General features: G+C 43.3%; 23 protein-coding genes and 2 tRNA genes. 16 read left to right on the forward strand and 9 right to left on the reverse strand.

What is annotated here, in order from left to right; all coding sequences use genetic code 11:
- Window positions 1–4: 4 nt before the first annotated feature.
- The 4 genes from ACLI09_RS10760 to ACLI09_RS10775 form a co-directional block, all read right to left on the reverse strand.
- Window positions 5–1,813 carry a hypothetical protein gene (locus ACLI09_RS10760; RefSeq protein WP_411419625.1) on the reverse strand — a complete coding sequence of 603 codons (1,809 nt, stop codon included), beginning with the start codon at window positions 1,811–1,813 and terminating at the stop codon, window positions 5–7.
- Entirely contained in the window at window positions 1,800–2,816 is a 1,017-nt protein-coding gene (locus ACLI09_RS10765; RefSeq protein WP_411419626.1) for an STING domain-containing protein, read from the reverse strand. Before ACLI09_RS10765 ends, ACLI09_RS10760 begins: the two co-directional genes overlap by 14 nt.
- 161 nt (window positions 2,817–2,977) lie before the next feature.
- Window positions 2,978–3,050 (reverse strand) — tRNA-Phe (locus ACLI09_RS10770).
- Window positions 3,051–3,119: 69 nt separating this feature from the next.
- A tRNA-Phe gene (locus tag ACLI09_RS10775) sits at window positions 3,120–3,192 on the reverse strand.
- A 146-nt stretch (window positions 3,193–3,338) separates the two neighbouring features.
- On the opposite strand from ACLI09_RS10775, the gene ACLI09_RS10780 reads away from it, so the two are divergent.
- The 7 genes from ACLI09_RS10780 to ACLI09_RS10810 all read left to right on the forward strand — a co-directional run bounded on the left by ACLI09_RS10780 (window position 3,339) and on the right by ACLI09_RS10810 (window position 10,747).
- Entirely contained in the window at window positions 3,339–4,076 is a 738-nt protein-coding gene (locus tag ACLI09_RS10780) for a type III pantothenate kinase (RefSeq protein WP_411419627.1), read from the forward strand.
- Window positions 4,073–5,392, forward strand: coding sequence for a hypothetical protein (locus tag ACLI09_RS10785; RefSeq protein WP_411419628.1), 1,320 nt, complete (start codon window positions 4,073–4,075; stop codon window positions 5,390–5,392). The genes ACLI09_RS10780 and ACLI09_RS10785 overlap by 4 nt, the downstream gene beginning before the upstream one ends.
- Before the next feature lie 12 nt (window positions 5,393–5,404).
- Window positions 5,405–6,778, forward strand: coding sequence for a tetratricopeptide repeat protein (locus ACLI09_RS10790; RefSeq protein WP_411419629.1), 1,374 nt, complete (start codon window positions 5,405–5,407; stop codon window positions 6,776–6,778).
- Window positions 6,778–7,323, forward strand: coding sequence for an LPS export ABC transporter periplasmic protein LptC (lptC, locus tag ACLI09_RS10795; protein ID WP_411419630.1), 546 nt, complete (start codon window positions 6,778–6,780; stop codon window positions 7,321–7,323). The genes ACLI09_RS10790 and lptC overlap by 1 nt, the downstream gene beginning before the upstream one ends.
- Window positions 7,324–7,325: 2 nt before the next feature.
- The gene (locus ACLI09_RS10800) at window positions 7,326–7,514 is read left to right on the forward strand and encodes a hypothetical protein (protein ID WP_411419631.1); all 189 of its coding nucleotides are present in this window, start codon (window positions 7,326–7,328) and stop codon (window positions 7,512–7,514) included.
- Between the two features lie 6 nt (window positions 7,515–7,520).
- Window positions 7,521–8,528 (forward strand): hemolysin family protein, encoded by a 1,008-nt coding sequence (locus ACLI09_RS10805; RefSeq protein WP_411419632.1) that lies wholly within the window; start codon window positions 7,521–7,523, stop codon window positions 8,526–8,528.
- A gap of 122 nt (window positions 8,529–8,650) precedes the next feature.
- On the forward strand, window positions 8,651–10,747 hold the full coding sequence (locus tag ACLI09_RS10810; protein ID WP_411419633.1) for a peptidylprolyl isomerase: 2,097 nt from the start codon (window positions 8,651–8,653) through the stop codon (window positions 10,745–10,747).
- Between the two features lie 262 nt (window positions 10,748–11,009).
- Here the strand turns inward: ACLI09_RS10810 and ACLI09_RS10815 are convergent, their stop codons facing one another.
- A complete protein-coding gene (locus ACLI09_RS10815; RefSeq protein ID WP_411419634.1) occupies window positions 11,010–12,098 on the reverse strand; it encodes a GDSL-type esterase/lipase family protein in 1,089 nt (362 codons plus the stop codon).
- Between the two features lie 209 nt (window positions 12,099–12,307).
- On the opposite strand from ACLI09_RS10815, the gene ACLI09_RS10820 reads away from it, so the two are divergent.
- From ACLI09_RS10820 to ACLI09_RS10830, 3 genes are all read left to right on the forward strand, one after another.
- The gene (locus ACLI09_RS10820) at window positions 12,308–12,721 is read left to right on the forward strand and encodes a hypothetical protein (protein WP_411419635.1); all 414 of its coding nucleotides are present in this window, start codon (window positions 12,308–12,310) and stop codon (window positions 12,719–12,721) included.
- Window positions 12,722–12,752: 31 nt separating this feature from the next.
- Complete coding sequence (locus tag ACLI09_RS10825) at window positions 12,753–12,974, forward strand: hypothetical protein (RefSeq protein WP_411419636.1); 222 nt, start codon at window positions 12,753–12,755, stop codon at window positions 12,972–12,974.
- A 136-nt stretch (window positions 12,975–13,110) separates the two neighbouring features.
- Window positions 13,111–13,848, forward strand: coding sequence for an SRPBCC family protein (locus tag ACLI09_RS10830; RefSeq protein WP_411419637.1), 738 nt, complete (start codon window positions 13,111–13,113; stop codon window positions 13,846–13,848).
- 10 nt (window positions 13,849–13,858) lie between these two features.
- On the opposite strand, the gene ACLI09_RS10835 is transcribed toward ACLI09_RS10830, so the two are convergent.
- From ACLI09_RS10835 to ACLI09_RS10850, 4 genes are all read right to left on the reverse strand, one after another.
- The gene (locus tag ACLI09_RS10835; protein ID WP_411419638.1) at window positions 13,859–14,530 is read right to left on the reverse strand and encodes an MgtC/SapB family protein; all 672 of its coding nucleotides are present in this window, start codon (window positions 14,528–14,530) and stop codon (window positions 13,859–13,861) included.
- Window positions 14,531–14,534: 4 nt separating this feature from the next.
- Window positions 14,535–15,113: a CinA family protein gene (locus ACLI09_RS10840; protein ID WP_411419639.1), complete on the reverse strand. Its 579-nt coding sequence runs from the start codon at window positions 15,111–15,113 to the stop codon at window positions 14,535–14,537.
- An 82-nt stretch (window positions 15,114–15,195) separates the two neighbouring features.
- Window positions 15,196–15,474 carry a SemiSWEET family sugar transporter gene (locus ACLI09_RS10845; protein WP_411419640.1) on the reverse strand — a complete coding sequence of 93 codons (279 nt, stop codon included), beginning with the start codon at window positions 15,472–15,474 and terminating at the stop codon, window positions 15,196–15,198.
- Between the two features lie 5 nt (window positions 15,475–15,479).
- The gene (locus ACLI09_RS10850) at window positions 15,480–15,704 is read right to left on the reverse strand and encodes a hypothetical protein (protein ID WP_411419641.1); all 225 of its coding nucleotides are present in this window, start codon (window positions 15,702–15,704) and stop codon (window positions 15,480–15,482) included.
- A gap of 138 nt (window positions 15,705–15,842) precedes the next feature.
- Between ACLI09_RS10850 and ACLI09_RS10855 the strand changes: the two genes are divergently transcribed.
- The 6 genes from ACLI09_RS10855 (at window position 15,843) to ACLI09_RS10880 (ending at window position 20,978) form a co-directional block, all read left to right on the forward strand.
- Window positions 15,843–16,742 carry an SDR family NAD(P)-dependent oxidoreductase gene (locus tag ACLI09_RS10855; protein WP_411419642.1) on the forward strand — a complete coding sequence of 300 codons (900 nt, stop codon included), beginning with the start codon at window positions 15,843–15,845 and terminating at the stop codon, window positions 16,740–16,742.
- 15 nt (window positions 16,743–16,757) lie between these two features.
- Entirely contained in the window at window positions 16,758–17,081 is a 324-nt protein-coding gene (locus ACLI09_RS10860) for a hypothetical protein (RefSeq protein WP_411419643.1), read from the forward strand.
- 171 nt (window positions 17,082–17,252) lie between these two features.
- On the forward strand, window positions 17,253–18,536 hold the full coding sequence (locus ACLI09_RS10865) for a citrate synthase (protein WP_411419644.1): 1,284 nt from the start codon (window positions 17,253–17,255) through the stop codon (window positions 18,534–18,536).
- A 128-nt stretch (window positions 18,537–18,664) separates the two neighbouring features.
- Entirely contained in the window at window positions 18,665–19,579 is a 915-nt protein-coding gene (locus tag ACLI09_RS10870) for a dimethylarginine dimethylaminohydrolase family protein (RefSeq protein ID WP_411419645.1), read from the forward strand.
- 17 nt (window positions 19,580–19,596) lie between these two features.
- A complete protein-coding gene (gene ctlX / locus ACLI09_RS10875; RefSeq protein WP_411419646.1) occupies window positions 19,597–20,532 on the forward strand; it encodes a citrulline utilization hydrolase CtlX in 936 nt (311 codons plus the stop codon).
- Between the two features lie 23 nt (window positions 20,533–20,555).
- On the forward strand, window positions 20,556–20,978 hold the full coding sequence (locus ACLI09_RS10880; RefSeq protein WP_411419647.1) for an RrF2 family transcriptional regulator: 423 nt from the start codon (window positions 20,556–20,558) through the stop codon (window positions 20,976–20,978).
- Window positions 20,979–21,016: the final 38 nt, after the last annotated feature.

A 21,016-nucleotide genomic window follows, 5' to 3' on the forward strand; every position in this document is an offset into this window, starting at 1 on the left:
TTTATTAGCCTTGTTCTAAAATAGGTTTTTCATATAAAATCGACCATTCTGCCACTTCATCTGTTGTCATTTCTGCCATTGTATTAATTAGTTCGAGTATCTCTATCACTCTGCTGCCTTTATCGGGTTCGCGTTCAATATCCTGAATTTTTTCCTGTAGCTTGTCAGAAATAGATTTAATCTGGTCAAAAGCTAATTGCGACCTGAAAGCTATACGACGTGCCTCTGTTTGAAAAATCATACTGTTAATAGTTGTAACAATTGCCGGTGCCAGTATAATAATGCCTAAAATAAATGGGCTTAATATACCTGCAATATGTTCAAAATCGTGATTTGTAATTTTTATAGTAACTATAGTTATCTCAAATGCTATAACTACCAGTACAGATTTACTTATAAATTCTACAATTTTTTCAAGTCCCGAATGCATTACCGACATTCTCTTTTTCTCTTCTTCATGATATTTTATCTGTCCCAAAAGCCATTCAGAATTAATAAACCGGGTAATGTTTAGTAAATGGGTTTTGTCTATAATAATTTTAAACTGATTATGAGATAAAGAAGAAATTAAGGTTTGATAATTAATTTCCCCGGAATATTGAGATATATAGTTTTGAATATGGCTTCCTAATTCGGGATTCGGCGATTTAAGTATACCAAAAAAGGATAGATAATAGTTTACACGCAATCTTTCGGCTATGTACCTGTATTCGATAGCCTTTTTATTATACTTATTCTTATTTACCCGATTGGTGTTTTTTATAATGCCCGTAATTAAAGCTATTTTAATAACACTCACCAAAATAATTATATATAGGGGTATATGAGATGAATCCGGCAAATTCCATGAGTTTAATACATCTGAAATATGATGTTTAAGGGAATAAATTAGCATTGTGATAACAGCAAAAAAAACTGCAAGCAGTGCAAATAAAAAATTTAATAAATAAGCACCCCTATATTGCGTTTGGTATATACCAGAACTTTTTCGTTTATCACTTCGTATTGCACTTATTTCCTGTGTGAGTTTGTTGAAATCTATATCAACAGCTTTGTGTTCTGAGGGTTCAACTATTTTCCTCTGTAAAAACATACGCTCATATCTCTTACATAAAAGAGCCCTTAGCTTAAAAAAAACATCACGGTTAATTTCATTGCTTTCTAAATCACCTGGCTTAAATAAAAATTTCGATTTAACAAAATCTGTTATAACCTTTAACGTGCATGGTTTTTTATCCTCAATAGTAAATGATGCCAGGTCTTTAAACAAATAAAAATGGCTGTCATCAAGATTAAGAAATATAACGGGCTTTTTTTTGTGTAGTGCATATAAAGCAGTGTCAAAACTTTTTGAAGTAACTTCGCTGTCTAGTCGTGTAGCTACAATTAATATATCCGAAAATAAAGCCAGTATCTTACCCTGTTGCGCATACGCCTCTTCCCTAAATCTTTTTCCTATATCACCCTCCATATATTTACCGTCAAGTTCTGCCACCTGGCTAGCATAATTATATAGAGTTGTAAATTTTTTTGTATTCTCAACAGTTTTTAAGAAATCATTTTTTTTAAATGCTAAGACCGAGGTAAGAGAACCGGTATTCCCGCTGTTTAATTTTGTGTTTATAAATGTTTCTGCTGCTAATTGGTCTGCCCCGTCAGCCAATCCATTAATAAGCTGAAAATGAGTTTTCTCAAATTGTAAGTTAAGAAGGCTAAAAAGGTTATTCAGGCCGGTAGCTATTATCAAATTATCTGATTCATTTACAGCTCTTTTTCCTGCAAACCCTATAAAAATTTTATTATTGGATATCATTAATCAAATCATTTATATCAATTATGTGTATATTATCTCTAAATTCTATCGAGTCGTCTTCTAATAGTAGGTGTTCAAGAGTGCGTTTAAAATTAAACGTTTCTCTAAGTTCAAGTTTTTGTATGTCACCCTTTGGTGCTGTAATCGGCATTGCCATCCTTATAGCTTCAAAAGATGAATTAAGGGTAGTAGGTAGGTCATAAAGCTTTATCCTCCCATCAATTATATCAGAACTTACAAAAAATGGAAATTTCCTTGGACTTTTTTTAGATAAGCTGTCTATCTGGATAAGGTTTCTGTTTTTGACAAATTTTTTATAAGCCTGATGGCTAGGTTTTACACCTTTACTTGGAATTATAATATAAAAGTCGAATATATCCTTTGTCAGGTCGTAAGAATTGTCATTAATTGTAAAATTATCATTCGCAGAAAGTTCAGAACAGGCTGGTAGTATAAAATTTCTGAAATATCCTATAGCTAGAGGTGTTGACGGCAGCAGTGATAAAGAAATATTACTGTTAATGTCTAAAATGTGGTCTTTTATTTTTTCGCAGGCATTAATTATTGAAGCCTTATTTAACTCATTTTCTTTTAAAGAGAAATCAGTATTAAATTCCAGTTTCATGTGGGCTCTCTTTATCCCGTCCAAATCGCTTGGCAGCTTTAATTTATTAAATTTTATGTCTGGTTTGATAACGTCTATAACTAGGAAGTAGGCCCTCTTGAGCCCTAAAGCTCCAACGAACATTCCCAGTTCAAATATTACATTATCCCGCGTAGTATATCCACGACTCCCTTTTTTTTCAATTTTATCATCAGGAAAAATTATAAAAAGGCCAAAATCTGAGAAAAACAATTCCTTATATAATGCTTCTAAAAAATATTCATTAGGCTTAATAGAATCCCAAACCTTTATCTCTAATTCGTGGCTTAGTATTTTCTGTATGTTTTTTGCTAAAAACAAAGAATTTGAAGAAGAACCTATAAATAGTGAAGGTTTCATAAATTGGTGCTTTAAAAAAGTATACATTTAAACATCTATATAGCAGAGGTTTAGTGCTTACAATTTTAACATTTTTTTATTATTTAAAAAATACCTATAAATAGGTATTTTTTAAATAATAAAGCCTTTAGCATATTAAATTGCTAAAGGCTTTATTATTGTGGTACCTCCAGGAATCGAACCAGGGACACATGGATTTTCAGTCCATTGCTCTACCAACTGAGCTAAGGTACCGTGCAATAAATATAGTTGCGCGCAATGTGCGGCTTCTTAAAAAGAAAACCCACTCGTTGAGTGGGTTTGTGGTACCTCCAGGAATCGAACCAGGGACACATGGATTTTCAGTCCATTGCTCTACCAACTGAGCTAAGGTACCATTCTAATTTCGCTTACAAATTCCCGTTTGCCGTGCGGCGTTCCGTGAACTTGTTAGCGGGTGCAAATATAAGGGCATTTTTATATTATCCAAAACAATTATTAAAAAAAATCAATTGCTATCTTTGCCCCACCAATAAAGGAAAAATGCTCTTAGCTGTTGATATAGGCAATACAAAAATTAAAGCCGCTGTTTTTGAGGGTGCTGCACTACTGGAGCGGTTTTCCTTTAGCCCAGGCGGGGCTTTGGCGGAGGCCGAAAAAATTATAGTACGTTACCCCGGCTTGGCAAACAGCATCATTTCTACAGTAGGGAAAGAAGATAGCACACTGTTATTATGGCTAAGGGAGCATACTGAGGTAACCGAAGTAAGCCACGAAATGGTGTTCCCGTTTATTAATAAGTATGCCACACCGCACACGCTGGGCATAGACCGTATGGTACTGGCGGCGGGTGCTGTGCTAAGGCACCCCGGGCAAAACAGGCTCGTTATAGATGCGGGCACCTGCGTTACCTACGATTTTACAGATGCCGGTGATAACTATCTGGGCGGCGCTATTTCGCCGGGGTTACAGTTAAGATATAATGCCATGCACACTTTTACGGCAAAACTTCCGTTGTTATATCCGGAAATGCCGCAAAGTTACATAGGCAACGCTACCGCGATGAGCATACATGTAGGAGCTGTAAACGGCCTGTTGTATGAAATACAGGGATTTATAGATGCCTACAGCAAAGAGTATCAGCCGTTAACTGTAATATTAACCGGAGGCGATGCCGATTTTTTGGCTAAAAGATTAAAAAGCACCATATTTGCCAATTCAAATTTCATGCTGGAAAGCCTGAACCAATTATATTTATATACTATTACAAACCTGAAATGATAAAAAAGATTATTGCCGGCCTTTGCCTTGTTTTTTCTACCATAGCATTCTCACAGGAAAACAATGCTTCTCCTTATTCCTTTTACGGCATTGGCGATGCCAAGTTTAAAGGAACAGCAGAAAACAGGAGCATGGGCGGACTGGGCATACTACCCGATAGTATCCACTTAAATCTTCAAAACCCGGCTACTTACAGTGCTTTAAAGTTAACCACCTGGACCGTGGGTGCTACTAACAGCAGGACTACCCTTAAAACAGCTGCCGAAAGCGCCGATGCCGGCCGCACCTCTATAGATTACCTGGCTATGGCCCTGCCATTTAAAAAATTAGCAGTGTCATTTGGCATAATGCCTTATACAGCCACCGGATACCGGATACAACGCACGGAGCAGGAAGAGCTTGATGCCACCCGCGACATAACAACAGTTACCAGGTTTTTAGGCAGCGGCGGGCTTAACCGTGTATATGGCGGGGCATCCTACAAAGTGAATAAAAACTTTGGCATTGGCGCAAACGTAAGTTATTACTTTGGCGATATTGAAACGCAAAGCCTTATTGAGCAAACAATATCTTTAAAGCCATTAACCCCCGGTGATACCGTTAGCCAGTTTCCCATGCAGTATGCTACCCGGGAAGTAAATACCAGTAGGTACCACGCCCTGGGGGTAGACATAGGCGCCTATTACCAAACTACGGTAAATTCAAAATATACCTGGACTACCAGTGCCACCTTTACACCCGAAACCACATTAAGGGGTAACACGAGGCGAACGGTTGCCACCGTTTTTGAAGGTACCGACGGGAGCTTCAACGTAATTGACGACCGCGAATACACAAATATATCGGCAGATAATAAAATACCGATGAAAATTACCGCCGGTACCGGCTTTGGCCTTGCCCGCAAATGGTTTGCCGGTATAGAATATACCCACATGGGCAACAGCGCGCTCTCTAACCGTTTTGATGGAGTTTCGGTATCGTCGTATAAAAACGGCCAAAAAATAACGGTGGGCGGCTATTATATACCTAATTATTTTTCATACACCAGCTACCTGAGCCGTATTACCTACAGGGGCGGGCTGCGGTATGAAAACACAGGCCTTGTTGTAAACGGCCAGGATATAAACGATATGGGCGTAAGCCTGGGCATTGGCCTGCCGCTAAGCGGTACCATAGGCGGCTCTAACCTTAACATTGGTGCAGAGTACGGCCAGCGCGGTACTACATCAGCCGGGCTGATAAAGGAAAATTATTTTAGTATCTTTATAGGCCTTTCACTAAACGATAAATGGTTTGTGAAACGTAAATACGAATAAAAAATAAGCGCTATGAAAAATGCATGTATAGTACTACTTTTTATAACGGCGCTGCTGGGTAATACGCAGGTTAGTGCACAGGAAAAGTGCGCTAAGGCATTCGCCGTGTTAACAGAGCGTTCGGCTACTCCGGCAGGGTATGATGAAGCGTTGGCAGCCCTTACCGGCCTTCGCAAAGACTGCCCTAAGTATGATATTGGCATATACTCTACAGGTGATAAACTATTGAGCTATAAATATAAAACCACAAAAACTGCAGCTGATAAAGACGCCATAGCAGATAATCTTATAAAGCTCTACAACGAGCAGCAGTCAAATTTTCCGGGTAGTGGTGCCCAGGTAAAAAAGGCGCTGTTTTTAAACGATAACAAAAAAGCCGACGATAAAGACACGTTTAAAACACTGGATGAAGCCTTTACCGCAAACAGCGCGCAGTTTACCGATTACCGCGAGCTGGAGCTGTACTTTAACCTGTACCTAAAGCAGTATGAGGCAAAAGCCCCCGGCATTACACTGGAAAGCTTTATAAAAACGTATGGTGATATAACTGCTCAGATAGCCACCGCAGGTAGTAATATTGCTAAAAACCGCGGGCAGTTGCAAAAAAAGATTGAAGATGGTACTGCCTTAGAGCCTGCTGAAAAAGCATACCTGACCAATACAAAGACAACTGAAGAAGCCCTTAGTGCTGTGGCAGATAATATGGCTAAGCAGGTTTCGGTTATTTTCAGTTGTGAGAAGATGGAGGCGTATTACACTGAAAACTTTGAAAAAAACAAAGACAACGCCGCCTGGATAGGGGGTATGGTGCATACGCTTAAGGCCATGCGCTGCAACAAAAGCCCATTACTGTTTAAGGGTGTAAGCATGCTTTACAAGCTAAACCCGACATACGATAACACTTACGAACTGGGCTACTTTACCCAAAAGCAGGGCGATGCCAAAGCAGCTACCGAGCTATATCTTGAAGCTGCCGAAAAACAGCCTGTGCCCGCTAAAAAGGCCGGTATTTATATGACAGTCGCACAGCTGTACCGCAATAACGATAAGGCCAGGGCCAAAGAATATGCCCTAAGGGCCGCGCAAACGGATGTAAAGCTGGGCAGCCCGTACCTGTTTATTGCCGAAATGTATATGAACGCAGGCGCGGAGTGCAAGTTGAGCGCCCTTGAGAAAAAAGCGTTGGTTTTCCCTGCGCTGGAGCTTCTTAAAAAAGCCGAAGCCGCCGAGCCAAAATATAAGGCTACCGTAGCCAGCCTGGAAGAGCAATATGTAAAGAGCATTCCCACAAAAAAAGAGGCCAGGGCAGAGAAAAAAAGTAAAGGCGACGCCATATCTTACGGCTGCTGGATTAATGAAACCGTTACCCTGCCTAAACTTAAATAATGAAAAAGCTGCACTATATAGCATCGCTTATTATGTTAACTGTGGTTTTGCTTTCGTGCGAAAGCAACTTTCATGATGTGCAGCGTTTTAACAGCGTGGCGTTTAATCCTATAGGCGAATCTGAGAATATCAACCTTAAGTATACCGATTCCGGCCGTGTAAGCGCCATACTGGTAAGCCCCCTGATGAAGGATTATACCCAGCTTGAAAACGGCTACAATGAGTTCCCCAAAGGGGTAGATATAACATTGTTTGATAAAGGGGTGCAAAAAACACGCGTACTTGCAGATTATGGTATACGCTATGAAAATACCGATATTATCGACCTGCAGGGCAATGTAAGGGTATCTACCTTAGATGGAAAGCTGCTTACTACAGACCAATTATACTTCGACCAGAAAAACGAATGGTTTTATACCGAAAAATATTTTAAATTTACCGATGGCAGGGGCAGTAACCTTGAAGGCCCGGGTGTTGACTTTAGTAAAGATTTTAAAGTCTTTAATATGCAGCAAAACCAGGGCATCATCAATAATGTGCAATAAACATGGTTTATACTAAATACATACCGTATCTTTTTTTAATTATCGCCTTGGTTTTTGGCTATACATCTGTAGAGCGTTACCGCGAAGGGGGAGACGGTTTACCACACCTGCTGCTTTCGGTATGTGCCGTTGGCTACTTTTTTGTAAAACGCTATATGTATAAGCAGCGTTACAATAACCCCAAACAGTAGCCCGCTATGGAGGCAGTAATTATTATAGGGTGCCTCTTGCTTTCAGCCTTTTTTTCGGGCATGGAAATAGCCTATGTTTCTTCAAATAAAGTATACCTTAGTGTAGAGAGTATGCAGCATACCCTGCTGAGCCGCATACTTACCCGCCTTACCCAAAACCCCATACAGTTTATTACCGCCATGCTGGTGGGCAACAGTATAGCCCTGGTGCTGTACGGCTACAATATGGGCAATGCCGTAATGCGGTGGTTTACGTTAAACCAGTATGGCATCCCTTCTTTTTGGCAAATAATAATACAGGTTGCCATCTCTACCGTTATCATACTTATTACGGCAGAATTTATCCCTAAGGTGTTTTTTCAGGTATATGCTAACCGGCTTATAAAAGTGCTGGCCGTACCTGCTTATATTTTCTACTCGCTTTTCTACTGGGTTACCCTTGCACTTATAAGCATTGCTGATTTTATTTTGGTTAAGGTATTACATACCCGGGCAGATATAAGGCAGGCTTACTTTACGCGAGGTGAGTTGGGTACATATCTTAACGAGCAACTTACCGGTGCCCACGGCGAAGAAGAAGAAATGGATACCGAAATACAGATATTTAAAAATGCGCTGGGCTTTTCATCGCTCAGGGCGCGCGATATCATGACGCCGCGGGCCGAGATAGCCGCGGTAGAAATAGGCGATAGCCTTGAGGTGCTGAAACAGCATTTTATAGCAACCGATTACAGTAAGCTCGCGGTGTATACTAACAATATTGACGGGCTGGTGGGCTATGTGCACTCTTTTTCACTTTTTAAAAATCCGGCCGACATTGCTTCAATAATGGTGGCTATAGAGCACGTGCCCGAAACCATTTATATTAAAGACCTGCTGGATATACTTACCCGTAAACGTAAGAGCATGGCGGTTATAACCGATGCGCACGGCGGCACCGCGGGCATTATTACTACCGAAGACATAATAGAGCAGCTTTTTGGCGAAATAGAAGATGAGCATGATGACGATTAAAGCCTTTACAGGCAGGCGTAAAAATAAAAAAGGCTTTGGCGCTAAAAATATACCCCACTATTTTTATTATTAAACAGATAATTGTATTTTCGCCCACTGAAATAAAAAATAACATATAAAAAATGGCGGTTTTATCTAAAATTAGAGAACGTTCAATATTACTGATAGGTATCATTGGTTTTTGCCTTCTTGCCTTTATAATAGGCGATGTAGTGCGCAACGGTGGCTTTGGTGTAGAGAAAAATGTAGGTAGCGTTAACGGCGAAGACATTGCTTTTGTAGAATTTAACCAAAAAGTGTCGCAAAGGCAGGCGCAAATGCAGGGCAGCGGAAGCGTGGGCCAGGCGGTAAGCAACGTTTGGGATATGGAGGTTAACAACCTGCTGTTTGAAGAAAGGTATGAAAAAGCCGGTATACGTGTAGGTAAAGACCAGATAATAGACCTTTATGGCCAGATGATGGGCCAGGTACCTGAGGTGCTAAACGCCGCAGGAAAATTTGATAAGGGTAAATTTAACGACTACCTTATAAACATGAAAACTGCCGACCCGCAGCGCTATGCCATGTTTGAAGATTCTAAAGATGAGGTTGCCGCCGGGGCTAAAAAGCAGTTTTATGCTACCATGCTTAAGGCAGGCTATTTTACTACAAACTTTGAGGCGGAGCAAAAATATGCCCAGGAAAGCGATAAGGTAAACTTTGATTATGTTTACGTTCCGTATACAACTATAAATGATGAAGACCCTAATGTAAAGGTTACAGACGACGAACTTGTGGCCTACATGAAGAAAAACGAAAAAAAGTATAAAGCCGAAGCTTCACGCGATATAGAGTTTGTTTATCTTGAAAATAAAGCATCTGCCCAGGATGAAGCGGAAATAAAAAAAGAGGTAGAGGCTTACATGCTGCCAAAGGTTACGGCTAACGATACCATACCTTCTTTTGCTAATATGCCTGCAGAAGATGTTGCTGATTTTGTAAACTCAAATTCGGAGATAAAATACGATACTACTTTTGTAACTAAAGCACAGTTGCCTGTAGAGTTTGCACAGCAAATTACAGCGCTTGCCCCAGGCCAGGTATTTGGCCCGTATAACAATAACGGCTACTATACCATAACCCGTATGATGGCTAAAAAACCGGGGGCAAGCACTAAGGTAATCCACGTGCTTGTGGCATATAAAGGCGCAATGAGGGCTACCGCAACCAGGACTGAGGCAGAAGCCAAAGCCCTTGCCGACACCTACCTTGCACAAACAAATGCCAACCCGGACGCGATAACCATGCTGGCGCGCACTAATAATGATGACCCGGGCGCCATGCAAAACGGCGGTGTGTATGACATTACCCCCGACGGAGCATGGGCACAGGAATTTAAAGATTTTGCAATAGCAAGCCCTAAAGGCAAAACAGGTGTGGTAAAAACCGATTTTGGTTACCATGTTATGAAAATACTCGATAAAGAAGACGCGGTACGTGTGGCTAACCTTGCACAAAAAATTCTTGCAAGCGATGAAACCATTGACGCTAACTTTACAAAAGCCACCAAGCTTGAAATGGATGCAAGGGATACTAAAAAACCTTTTGCAGACCTTGCCAAGGCAGCCGGGCTAACAGTAACGCCGGCAAACGGCATAGGCGAAAATGAAGAGAATATACCCGGCGTAGGCCCGGAGAGAGATATTGTACGCTGGATATACAATAAAGATACTAATGTGGGCGATGTTAAAAAATTCGACTCATCAAGGGGTACAGTGGTAGCTTCGCTTAAAGCCATAAATGAAAAAGGCGTGCTGCCGCTTGAGCAGGCAAAACAAACGGTACTGCCTATACTGCGTAATGAGAAAAAAGCTAAGCTTATACACGATAAGATGAAAGGCGCAACCCTTGAGGCAGTGGCGCAAAGCTCGGGCTCAACCGTAGCTAATGCTACCGGCCTTACCATGGCTAACCCTATGATTAACGCTGTAGGCCCCGAAACAAAAGTGGTAGGTAAAGCCTTTGGCCTTGCCGCTAATAAAACATCCGGGCTTATAGACGGTAACAGTGGTGTATTTATGATACGTACCAAGAGCATTGAAAAAGCTGCTAAACTGGCTACACCGGCCGCAATGGTTACCCGCCTTAACAACCAGGGCAGGGCAGGTATAGAAAACAGGCTTACCTTTGCGCTTAAAGAAAAAGCGGATATAGAAGACCAAAGGAGCACATTCTATTAGTAGAGAACAAATTATATAAAAAATCCCCGTTGTGTATGCAGCGGGGATTTTTTGCTTAGGTATATTTGACATGCAGTTAATGTTTACCGTTAACCAGTCTCATATTTTTCAGGTTGGGGCTCTGCCTTAAAAAAGCAGATAAATGGCGCATTGTACTGCCGGCTTTTTAATGAAATTATCACCGCAGCCCTATTGTAAAAAAGTTCCGCAATACGCATTAGAGGCGTTACTGCGGAACTTTTAGATTTTATGGAACGGGAATTTACTTAAGGAACTTTTTCAGGAATTGGGTTAGCTCTCCCGCCATAAGTTTGTCGTCTTCTATCTGCGGGTGATAGCCGCATCCGTGCGGGGTAATATCGCTGTAGGTAAATACTTCTACAGGCTTGTGCCCCGGCAGCTTGTTTACTTCATCCTTAACGCGGTTAAGGCATTTTATAAACGTTGCGCTTTTGGCTCCTTTTACCATAGGGCTGTCAGTAAGTACCACCTGGGTTTTTGGCGCATGGGTGTATACCGAGTTTATAAAGGCAACATAGGCTGCCACATAAGCGTCTTCGTTAAAAGGGAGGCGGACTTTTTTGCCATCACCGTCGCTAAAGTCGTTTGTACCCAGTGCAATACACGTAACATCTGGCACAAACCCAAAGTCGTATTTCTTAGAGGCATCTTTGTTCAGGTATAAGTTAGCGTACGCATCCGGCATAGTAGGCTCAGTTTTATGCTCGTCGTTCCAGTTACGGTAAATCCCGATGCCGGAAACCGAACTTAATACATAATCGGCATTTAAGGCCCGTGCGGTTATAGGCGCATACGAGTAGTAGGCGTTGTGCTGGTCATACCACTCGCCCTGTCCGCAGGGTATTTCATCAACATCATTACCCATGCCGCACGTAATGCTGTCGCCTATAAATTCAATCTTCTTTTTTGGCTTGTTCGGCGCGGCGGTTATATTGCCCTCGGCATTTACAAAAACCACCGTTCCTACAGATGCTTCGGTAGCTTTGTAAATACTAACCGAATGTATTTTATTGCCCGGCAGCATAATAAATAGCTTTGTGCCCGATGGCTGCACCTTATTGCGGCTGTAGTACTGCCCGTCTACTTCTATTACCACATAATTGCTGTGCTGCGTTTTATCTTCTGCACGAACGTTTACCGAACATTTATCGCCCCTAAAGCCAAAACTAACGGACGATGCCGCCCCTATCAGTGCGATGTTGTTGTTTTCGAGGATTTCAGTACGCCCTTTTGCAAGGTAGGGCGAATCTTTAACGGGATCGGCAGCGCTGGCCGGTACATACAGCGTGGCGGCTATAAAAAAGCACGCGAGTTTTTGAGTTATAAGCATAATAAGGTTTGTTTTTTGCGCAAGTTATGCAAAAAGCCTTTTGTGTAGTTATCAATTTTATTAAAATCCTTTGCTATTAATAGGGGTTGTTAACGTTTGTTTGTAGTAGCTGCCAAAATTGCCTTAAGCTGCTGTTAATGTTTTTGTAATCAGTGATATATGTAGGCAGGTTAAGGCTAATTTTGATATGTAAACTTAAATGAACTAGTATGAAAAAGATATTGTATTCAGTAGCGGCTATACTTGCATTTGGTATGGCTTATGCACAAACAGCCCCGGCACGCACCCCTTCCGGCACTACTCAGGCAACCACGCCGTCGGGTAGTACCATTACAACTACAAGTCCGGGCACAATAACAACACCTGCCACGGTAACAACACCGTCAACAGTGGACAACAGGGTTACCCCGGCCACCACAAGCCCTGTAGTTAACCCGAATGGCGGAACACAGCGCCCGAGCAATGCCATGCAAAACCCTGCCACCACGCCACCGCCCACCACGCCGCCTACAGTAAGCCCGGTGCCGGTTTCGCCTAACTCTTCGCAGGTAGCGCCGCTAAACCAGCCTGTAACCGCACCTATGCAGTCAGGTATTAACCCCGGTGTTCCTACACGGCCTTAATTTAAAACGCTAATAATAAATTAAAAAAATTATGAAAAAGATGATTTTTACGCTGGCCGCAGTACTTGCTTTTGGTATAGCTTCAGCACAAACCGACACTACGGTTACTTCTACCGTGAACAAGAGAACAACTACTACAAAGGTAAAGAAAGCCGAAAAAAAGCGTGCGGCTACAACACAGGATACGGTTTATGACCGTAAAAAGAAAACCACCACTACCACAAAGTCAACTTCAACACCCATGAATAAATAGTGTGTAGTAAATGTATCTGTCCCGCCCAATCGGCGGGATTTTTTATGCGGCATTATAAGGTAGTGTTAAAAGATGTGCTCCTGTTAGAATGATTTAGTATTTTTAAGATAGAATGTAAACCTCAAAATTTATTACAATGCCACATAACCCTACGGCTGAAATGGTAGTACCCGCAGCCAAAGACGTACATACTATTGAAAACATGGTTTCAGTAATTGGTGGGGCCTTTTTGCTGTATGACGCCTTAAAAAAAGAAAAGAAAAGCATACCGGAGGCTGTTGCCGCCGGATTTATGATATACCGGGGCGTTAAAGGTTTTATAAAGGAATATGAGCAAAAGCAGGCTGACGGAGTTACCAAAGGTAAACTGCCCGACGTATCTAAACGCCGCAACAGCAACATTAACATACACGCCCGCCTTATTGTAAAACGCCCTGTGGCAGATGTATATAATTTCTGGCGCCACCTGGGCAACCTGCCTTTGTTTATGGAACACCTGGATAGTGTTACTGTGCTTAGCGATACTACATCAGAATGGAAGGTAAAAGTACCTGGGCTCCCGGCAACGCTTAGCTGGACTGCCGAGATAGTAGGCGAAGAGGCTAACCGCTACATAGGCTGGCGTTCGGTAAAAGGCAGCAGCATACAAAACGCGGGCAAGATAGAATTTAAGGATGCGGGCGAACTGGGTACACTTATGCATGTGGTGTTTTCCTATGAAGCGCCCTTTGGTAATGCCGGCGAAGAAGTGGCACGACTACTTACCCCGGTTTTTGAAAAACTGGTGCGTAACGATGTGCTGGGCTTTAAGCGTTATATGGAAACCGGCACTCCCGATAAGCTGCAACAGCCTGTTACAGCTATATATACTTAACGGTATATACTTACTTATTCCACGATATTTTTTTAACCGCGCTATTGTCATACAGCCCTTCTGCAAGGGCTGTTACTTTTTTGTTTTTAACGTGCTGCAGTTTTATTTCTATCACCAGTTCATCTGTCAGCCGGCTTATAGAAAAGTTAGAGTAATCAACATCCTTTTCGTGCAATAGTATATCGATTATTTTAGCGGGTTCGGCATCCTTTTTCAGTGTAATAATCAGCGTTTTTGGCTGAAAAATGTTTGCAAAACGCTTTTGTATGGGCTGCATGCCCCAAAGTATTAAAATGGCAAATGCCGTGGCAATTCCCCCGGCTATATACATTCCCCCGCCCGCTGCCATACCTATACCGGCAACCGTCCATAAACCTGATGCAGTGGTAAGCCCCATCACCTTATTGGGCTTTCGAAAAAGAATAGTTCCCGCGCCTATAAAACCGATGCCGCTTACTATTTGCGCAGCCACGCGTGAGGGGTCGAGCTCGGCATACTCTTTACCTACCAGGTCCATAAACCCAAATGAAGATACCAGCATTATAAGTGCAGAACCCATACATACCATCATGTGCGTGCGCATACCGGCGGTCCAGTCTTTCCGCTCGCGCTCAATGCCTATAATGCCACCAAATACGGCAGCTAAAAACAGGCGCAGGGCTATTTCGGTCCAGTGCAGCATAATGTTATTTTTTATCGTTTGTTCCGGATAGGTTTATCCGGGTAGTTACAGTTTGTGAGATAGATTCCAGCGCTGCCTGTTCGGCGGTACCGTTTTCGTGCAGGGCGTTAACAAGTCCTGTTAGCAACTTTCCGGTGCGTTCTATAGTCTGCCTGATAATGTCTTCGGGGCCTCCGGCAAAAACTTCCCTATGGGCGCAGTAGCGGTGGCAGGGCAGTGCTATGTGTATAAACATGGTTCCTACGGGCTTTTCTTCTGTTTCACTGCCACCGGGTGTGGTAAGCCCTGTAATACCTACGGCAATATCGCATTTAAAAAATTTGGTAAGCCGTTCGGCAAGCAGGCGCGTTACCTCTGCCGATTCCGGGGTATACTCATCTATTATCTCCTGCGGGATGTCAAAAAGCGCTTCTTTGGTACAGGCATCATAGCATACGATGCCACCAAGCAATACCCCTCCGGATGTAGGGGTAAGCGAAAATTCAGAGGCAAGCCATCCGGCGGTTGCGCTTTCGGCAAGGGCAATCGTAAGGCCTTTTTCAGCCAGGCGCCTGCTGCAAATTGTTATACTTTCTAAAGGCATTGGTACATCGTTTTAAATGCTTTATATACTGTAGGTATAATAAAGTTACCACACATTTTTAAGTTAGTGTCTTAACAAATGCTTAATCTTCTTTCTCCTGTTTAGAAAGTTTCATGTACAGCTTTACAAAAAGTATGGTGCCGCACAGCGCCGTGGCTATGGAATTCCCTATAATTATGGGCAGGTCGCTTTGAAGGATGCCGTACACTACCCACGTAGCCATTCCTATGGTAAGCAATGAGTAGGTAAAAGCCGAAATGCTCTTGGTAGATTTCGTCTTTATCACTTTTACCGTCTGCGGTATATTGGCCAGTGTGGTAATGCCCGCCGCTATTAGCCCTAAAATTTCCGTTGCGTCCATAGTTGTTAAAATTTTTCCTTAAAGTGCCCGCGCACATGTTGGCTTATATAAGTACTTAGCCCTTTCCCGGTCCTGGCGAACCGCTTCATTTTTTCAACAGCATTTTTCCCCGCGCTCTCATAGGTATACAAGTATGTGTCACCGTTAATAAACGTTACCACAATACTTTCGGCAGCTATCTTATATGCTGTAACACCAGAGTGGCCTTCCAGGTTTTTGTATTGTTCCATTATATAAAGGTAATAACCTACAAATAACCGGGATGGGTAATTAACGCTTGGTTAACACCGGGTTAACAGCGCTCCTTTTTTAAATGGGGTAACTTACAATAGCTAACAAACAAGAACATCAACTTAAAAATTAAGATTATGAATACAGGAAAATTTGCGCTGGTTACAGGCGCCACAAGCGGGATAGGATATGAACTGGCAAAACTATTTGCAAAGGATGGCATTAACTTAATTATTGTTGCCCGCAGCGGGCAGAACCTTGCACAAACAGCTAATGAGTTGCGGCAGGCCGGTAATATACAGGTTGAGACTATTGTTGCCGACCTTTTTGACCCGACCGCCGCTGAAGCAATTTACCGGAAAGCCGTGAGCATAGGCCCGGTTGAATACCTTGTAAACAATGCCGGGCAGGGAGAGTGGGGCAGGTTCCATAAAACCGACCTTAGCCGAAGCCTCGACATTATCAGGCTTAATATAGACAGCATGGTGAGCCTTACCCATTACTTTTTAAAAGACATGGTGGCGGCTAACAGCGGCAGGATACTGCAGCTGGCATCGTCCTACTCTAAGACCCCCGCGCCTTATATGGCGGTCTACGCGGCTACCAAGGCATTTGTACTGTCCTTTTCTGAAGCGCTGGTAAATGAGCTTGAAGAAAGTGCTGTAACTGTAACCGCGCTGCTGCCCTGGGCAATGGATACCGATTTCTTCCACAAAGCGAAAGCAGAGAATACCGTTATTTATAAAGAGGGCGACCTGTATGACCCTGCCGTAGTGGCTAAGGGCGGCTATGATGCCTTTATGAACGGAGATGCAACGGTACAGCCGGGCTTTATGAACAAATTTCAAAATGTCCTGGGTACCATATTGCCCGACAGCGCCACGGCAGGCATGGCCGAAAAACAAAACGAATCAAGCATGAAGGAGGACGGCAGGACCACACCTAACCATGAGGCATCTGCTCGCGAACGCAGTACCATAAATGCAGAGGCGGGTGGCGTTAACGGCGACCGCAAACCGGAACTTCAACACCACTAATAAAAGTATATAAATATGAAAAAGATATTTTTAACAGCCGGTGCAGTGCTTGCCTTTGTAGCTGCCGGCGCGCAGGAAACCCCTGCGAAAGTGCTTCCACCGGATAAGGGCAAGCCTGTAAACACCCACGTGATGGAGCAGAATAAGCGCGAAATGGAACCCACCCCGGATGGCGCTGCTATAATACAGCCGCGCAATGCAACCACTGTAAGCCCTGCTGCTTCGAATCCTGAACCGGGCGAGCCCCTGGCACCTGACCATGTAAAGAGCACGCCCCCGATTAAAACCGCGCGTGATAGTACTGCGGCTAAAAGACCCCGCAAGGCAAAAAGAAATTAGGCATATGCCAAAAACCATTTGTAAAAGCTGTTGCCCTACCGGTAGCAGCTTTTATATTATGTATGTGTAAACCTTGATTATTATGCCGGTTTTTCTTTACAAATCAATACTTATTTACTAAATTCGCAGGGATATAATTTATCCAAACCATTTACAAACTAAATTACTGTCATGTCAAATACTGCAATACTGGAAATTGATGGCAAAAAGTATGAGTTCCCTATTATAGTGGGTACTGAAAACGAAGTAGCCATTGATATTGATAAACTGCGCGGCGAAACCGGGGCTATAACCCTTGATCGTGGATTTAAGAACACCGGAGCCTGCCAGAGCGCTATTACCTTTTTAGATGGCGAAGAAGGCGTGCTGCGCTACAGGGGCTATGCTATTGAAGAGCTTGCATCAAAGTCTAACTTTCTTGAGGTTTCATACCTGCTTATTTTTGGCGAACTGCCTACTGCCGCCCAAATTGCAAAATTTGAAGAAGACATAAGGAAATATACCCTCGTAAACGAGGAGATGAAAAACATTATTGATGGTTTTCCTAAAAATGCCCACCCTATGGGCATACTGGCATCGCTTACCAGCGCGCTTACCGCGTTTAACCCTCAGGGGGTAAACGTAAGCGACAATCAGGAACTGTATGACACAGTTTGCAAAACCATGGCTAAATTTTTAGTTATCGCTACCTGGACGTTCCGCAAGAACATGGGCTACCCACTTAACTATTACGACAATACTAAGGGCTATGTAGAAAATTTTATGAGGCTTATGTTTGAGCTGCCTACAGGGCCATACAACGCAAACCCTAAAATTATAGAAGCGCTTGATAAGCTGTTTATACTGCATGCAGACCATGAGCAAAACTGCTCTACTTCTACTGTGCGTATCGTAGGTTCGTCACAAGCCAGCCTTTTTGCGTCAATATCGGCGGGTGTTTGCGCGCTTTGGGGTCCACTGCACGGCGGCGCTAACCAGGCAGTGCTTGAAATGCTTGAAGAAATACAGAACAACGGCGGCGATGCCGAAAAATATATAGCAAAGGCAAAGGATAAAGACGACCCGTTCCGCCTTATGGGCTTTGGGCACCGTGTATACAAAAATTTTGACCCACGTGCCAAGATTATCAAAAAAGCGGCAGACGACGTGCTTATCGAACTTGGCGTTAACGACCCTATACTTAGCATAGCTAAAAAGCTTGAAGAGGCCGCTCTGGAAGATGAATACTTTAAATCAAGAAACCTTTACCCTAACGTAGATTTCTATTCGGGTATCATATACAGGGCTATGGGCATCCCTACAGAGATGTTTACCGTGCTGTTTGCCATAGGCCGCCTTCCGGGCTGGATTGCCCAATGGAAAGAAATGCGCCTGCAAAAAGAGCCTATTGGGCGTCCGCGCCAGGTATACAACGGCAGCCCGCTAAGGGATTTTAAGGCAGTTGACGCCCGGTAATTAAAGAAACACAGTTACGCTATATTCCGGCCCCGCATTGCGGGGCCGGAAGTGTTTTATACCGCAACATAATTTTAAAACGAAACATAATTGCACCGCATTTTCTATATTTGCCCAAATTATAAGCCATGCTCCCCCTTAATGTAAATAACGAAACATCACGGTTAAAAGCCGTAATACTGGGCACCGCCCTGAGCAATGGCCCGGTACCCGAAGCACATGAGGCTTACGATCCTAAGAGCCTGGAACATATACTTGCCGGCACCTACCCAACGGAAGAAAATATGGTAGCCGAAATGGAAGCCCTAAACGCCGTTTTTGAAAAGTATGGTGTACAGGTATACCGTCCGGAACTTATCCGTGACTATAACCAGATATTTTGCCGCGACATCGGCTTTGTAATAGGCGATACCTTTATACATGCAAACATATTGCCCGACAGGGCGCGCGAACAGGGCGCCATACAGTATGTGGTAGATAAGATTCATCCGGGCAAAATAGTTACCCCGCCGGAAGAAGTGCATATAGAGGGCGGCGACGTTATATTATGGAACGGCCATATATTTATAGGAACGTATAAAGGCAGCGATTATAAAGATTATATAACGGCGCGTACTAATATGGAGGGCGTGGCGTTTATCAAAAGCCTTTTTCCTGATAAAATCGTTAAGGAGTTTGACCTGGTTAAATCAAGGATTGAAGCCCGCGATAATGCCCTGCACCTCGACTGCTGTTTTCAGCCTGTGGGCAGGGACAAAGGGGTAATTTATAAAAGCGGTTTCAGGGAGGAATCAGATTATCTGTACCTTGTGGAGCTTTTTGGTATGGATAACCTGTTCCATATCGACAGGGAAGAGATGTACCACATGACCTCTAACTTCTTTTCGATAGATGAAAATATTGTAGTGATAGAAAAAGGGTTTATCCGCCTTAAAGCATGGCTGCTTGATAATGGCTTTATAGTAGAAGAAGTGCCCTATGCCGAAATATCGAAGCAGGAAGGCCTGCTGCGCTGCAGTACGTTACCCCTTATACGCGAATAAATACTTATATTTGGATTATGAAACAGATAACTGATACCATATTAATGATTCGCCCGGTTGCCTTCAGGATGAATGAGCAAACCGCTGTAAATAATTATTACCAAAAGGTGGTAGACAGCCTGTTGCCTGCCACTGTTAATGCTAAGGCACAGCAGGAGTTTGACGCGTTTGCAGAAAAGCTGCGTGCCGTGGGGGTTAACGTTATTGTGGTAGACGATACGCAGAGCCCTGATACGCCTGATTCGGTATTCCCGAACAACTGGGTATCGTTTCACGAAAATGGCGATGTGGCCCTGTATCCCATGTTTGCCGAGAACCGCCGTGGCGAACGCCGCGAGGATATACTCGACCTGCTGGAAGACCACGGCTTTGTTATAGATAATATTGTAGATTATACCAGCGCCGAAGAAGATGGTATCTTCCTGGAAGGTACCGGCAGCCTGGTGCTTGACCGAGAAAACCAAAAAGCCTACTGCGCCCTTTCGCCCCGTGCGGATGAAGAGCTGGTAATAGAATACTGTGAGGATTTTGACCTTGGCCCCGTTATTTTTGAAGCTTTCCAGACGGTTGATGGTGAACGCGTTCACATATACCATACTAACGTAATGATGTGCATAGGCAGTACCTTTGCCATAATTTGTGCCGATTGTATAGATGATAAAACCGAGCGCAAAATGGTGCTCGCTAACCTGCGGCAGGACGGTAAGGAGATTATCCTGCTTACCGAAAACCAGCTGAACCATTTTGCTGGCAATATGCTGCAGGTGCAGGGTAAGGACAAAAGCTACCTTGTAATGAGCGATTCGGCACGGAGCATACTTACGGCAGACCAGGTGTCTAAAATAGAAAAACATACCGAAATACTGTCGGCTAACCTTGATACTATAGAAGCCTGCGGCGGCGGAAGCGCACGTTGTATGATGGCTGAGGTTTTTTTATTAAAAAAACAGTAACTTTACAAAAGTAACACCGCTATATGCTCAGTAAAAAAACGAAGTACGGATTTAAAGCGCTTATATACATCGCACGCCAGGACCCTGCCGTGCCGGTGCTGATATCTGATATTTCGGAAAAAGAGCGTATACCAAAAAAGTTTTTAGAAGCCATTTTGCTCGACCTTAAAAAGTTTGGCATACTGGGTTCTAAAAAAGGCAAGGGCGGGGGTTACTATCTTTTAAAAGACCCTAAAACAGTTACCGCGGCCACGCTTATCCGGGTGCTCGATGGCCCCATAGCCATGCTGCCCTGCGTAAGCCTTAACTTTTATGAGCGCTGCGACGACTGCCCTGATGAAGACAACTGCTCACTGCACCATTTCCTGGCCGATGTGCGCGACAGTACCATAAACATGATGCAGGGAAAAACCCTGCACCAGCTCGCCGCAATAGGGGAGTTATAAAAAAGCGGCACGCATATTTCCTACCTTCTTATCGACAG

The organism is Flavobacterium sp. RHBU_24, assembly GCF_046613695.1.
Lineage (GTDB): Bacteria > Bacteroidota > Bacteroidia > Flavobacteriales > Flavobacteriaceae > Flavobacterium.

Excerpts from the sequence above, each read along its gene's own strand:
- ACLI09_RS10820 (WP_411419635.1), top strand. The coding sequence starts at position 12,308 with ATGAAAAAGATATTGTATTCAGTAGCGGCTATACTTGCATTTGGTATG.
- ACLI09_RS10805 (WP_411419632.1), top strand. The coding sequence starts at position 7,521 with ATGGAGGCAGTAATTATTATAGGGTGCCTCTTGCTTTCAGCCTTTTTT.
- ACLI09_RS10825 (WP_411419636.1), top strand. The coding sequence starts at position 12,753 with ATGAAAAAGATGATTTTTACGCTGGCCGCAGTACTTGCTTTTGGTATA.
- ACLI09_RS10780 (WP_411419627.1), top strand. The coding sequence starts at position 3,339 with ATGCTCTTAGCTGTTGATATAGGCAATACAAAAATTAAAGCCGCTGTT.
- ACLI09_RS10855 (WP_411419642.1), top strand. The coding sequence starts at position 15,843 with ATGAATACAGGAAAATTTGCGCTGGTTACAGGCGCCACAAGCGGGATA.
- ACLI09_RS10850 (WP_411419641.1), bottom strand. The coding sequence starts at position 15,704 with ATGGAACAATACAAAAACCTGGAAGGCCACTCTGGTGTTACAGCATAT.
- ACLI09_RS10845 (WP_411419640.1), bottom strand. The coding sequence starts at position 15,474 with ATGGACGCAACGGAAATTTTAGGGCTAATAGCGGCGGGCATTACCACA.
- ACLI09_RS10835 (WP_411419638.1), bottom strand. The coding sequence starts at position 14,530 with ATGCTGCACTGGACCGAAATAGCCCTGCGCCTGTTTTTAGCTGCCGTA.
- ACLI09_RS10810 (WP_411419633.1), top strand. The coding sequence starts at position 8,651 with ATGGCGGTTTTATCTAAAATTAGAGAACGTTCAATATTACTGATAGGT.
- ACLI09_RS10865 (WP_411419644.1), top strand. The coding sequence starts at position 17,253 with ATGTCAAATACTGCAATACTGGAAATTGATGGCAAAAAGTATGAGTTC.
- ACLI09_RS10800 (WP_411419631.1), top strand. The coding sequence starts at position 7,326 with ATGGTTTATACTAAATACATACCGTATCTTTTTTTAATTATCGCCTTG.
- ACLI09_RS10860 (WP_411419643.1), top strand. The coding sequence starts at position 16,758 with ATGAAAAAGATATTTTTAACAGCCGGTGCAGTGCTTGCCTTTGTAGCT.
- ACLI09_RS10790 (WP_411419629.1), top strand. The coding sequence starts at position 5,405 with ATGAAAAATGCATGTATAGTACTACTTTTTATAACGGCGCTGCTGGGT.
- ACLI09_RS10815 (WP_411419634.1), bottom strand. The coding sequence starts at position 12,098 with ATGCTTATAACTCAAAAACTCGCGTGCTTTTTTATAGCCGCCACGCTG.
- ACLI09_RS10785 (WP_411419628.1), top strand. The coding sequence starts at position 4,073 with ATGATAAAAAAGATTATTGCCGGCCTTTGCCTTGTTTTTTCTACCATA.
- ctlX (WP_411419646.1), top strand. The coding sequence starts at position 19,597 with ATGAAACAGATAACTGATACCATATTAATGATTCGCCCGGTTGCCTTC.
- ACLI09_RS10830 (WP_411419637.1), top strand. The coding sequence starts at position 13,111 with ATGCCACATAACCCTACGGCTGAAATGGTAGTACCCGCAGCCAAAGAC.
- ACLI09_RS10880 (WP_411419647.1), top strand. The coding sequence starts at position 20,556 with ATGCTCAGTAAAAAAACGAAGTACGGATTTAAAGCGCTTATATACATC.
- ACLI09_RS10870 (WP_411419645.1), top strand. The coding sequence starts at position 18,665 with ATGCTCCCCCTTAATGTAAATAACGAAACATCACGGTTAAAAGCCGTA.
- ACLI09_RS10760 (WP_411419625.1), bottom strand. The coding sequence starts at position 1,813 with ATGATATCCAATAATAAAATTTTTATAGGGTTTGCAGGAAAAAGAGCT.
- ACLI09_RS10840 (WP_411419639.1), bottom strand. The coding sequence starts at position 15,113 with ATGCCTTTAGAAAGTATAACAATTTGCAGCAGGCGCCTGGCTGAAAAA.
- lptC (WP_411419630.1), top strand. The coding sequence starts at position 6,778 with ATGAAAAAGCTGCACTATATAGCATCGCTTATTATGTTAACTGTGGTT.
- ACLI09_RS10765 (WP_411419626.1), bottom strand. The coding sequence starts at position 2,816 with ATGAAACCTTCACTATTTATAGGTTCTTCTTCAAATTCTTTGTTTTTA.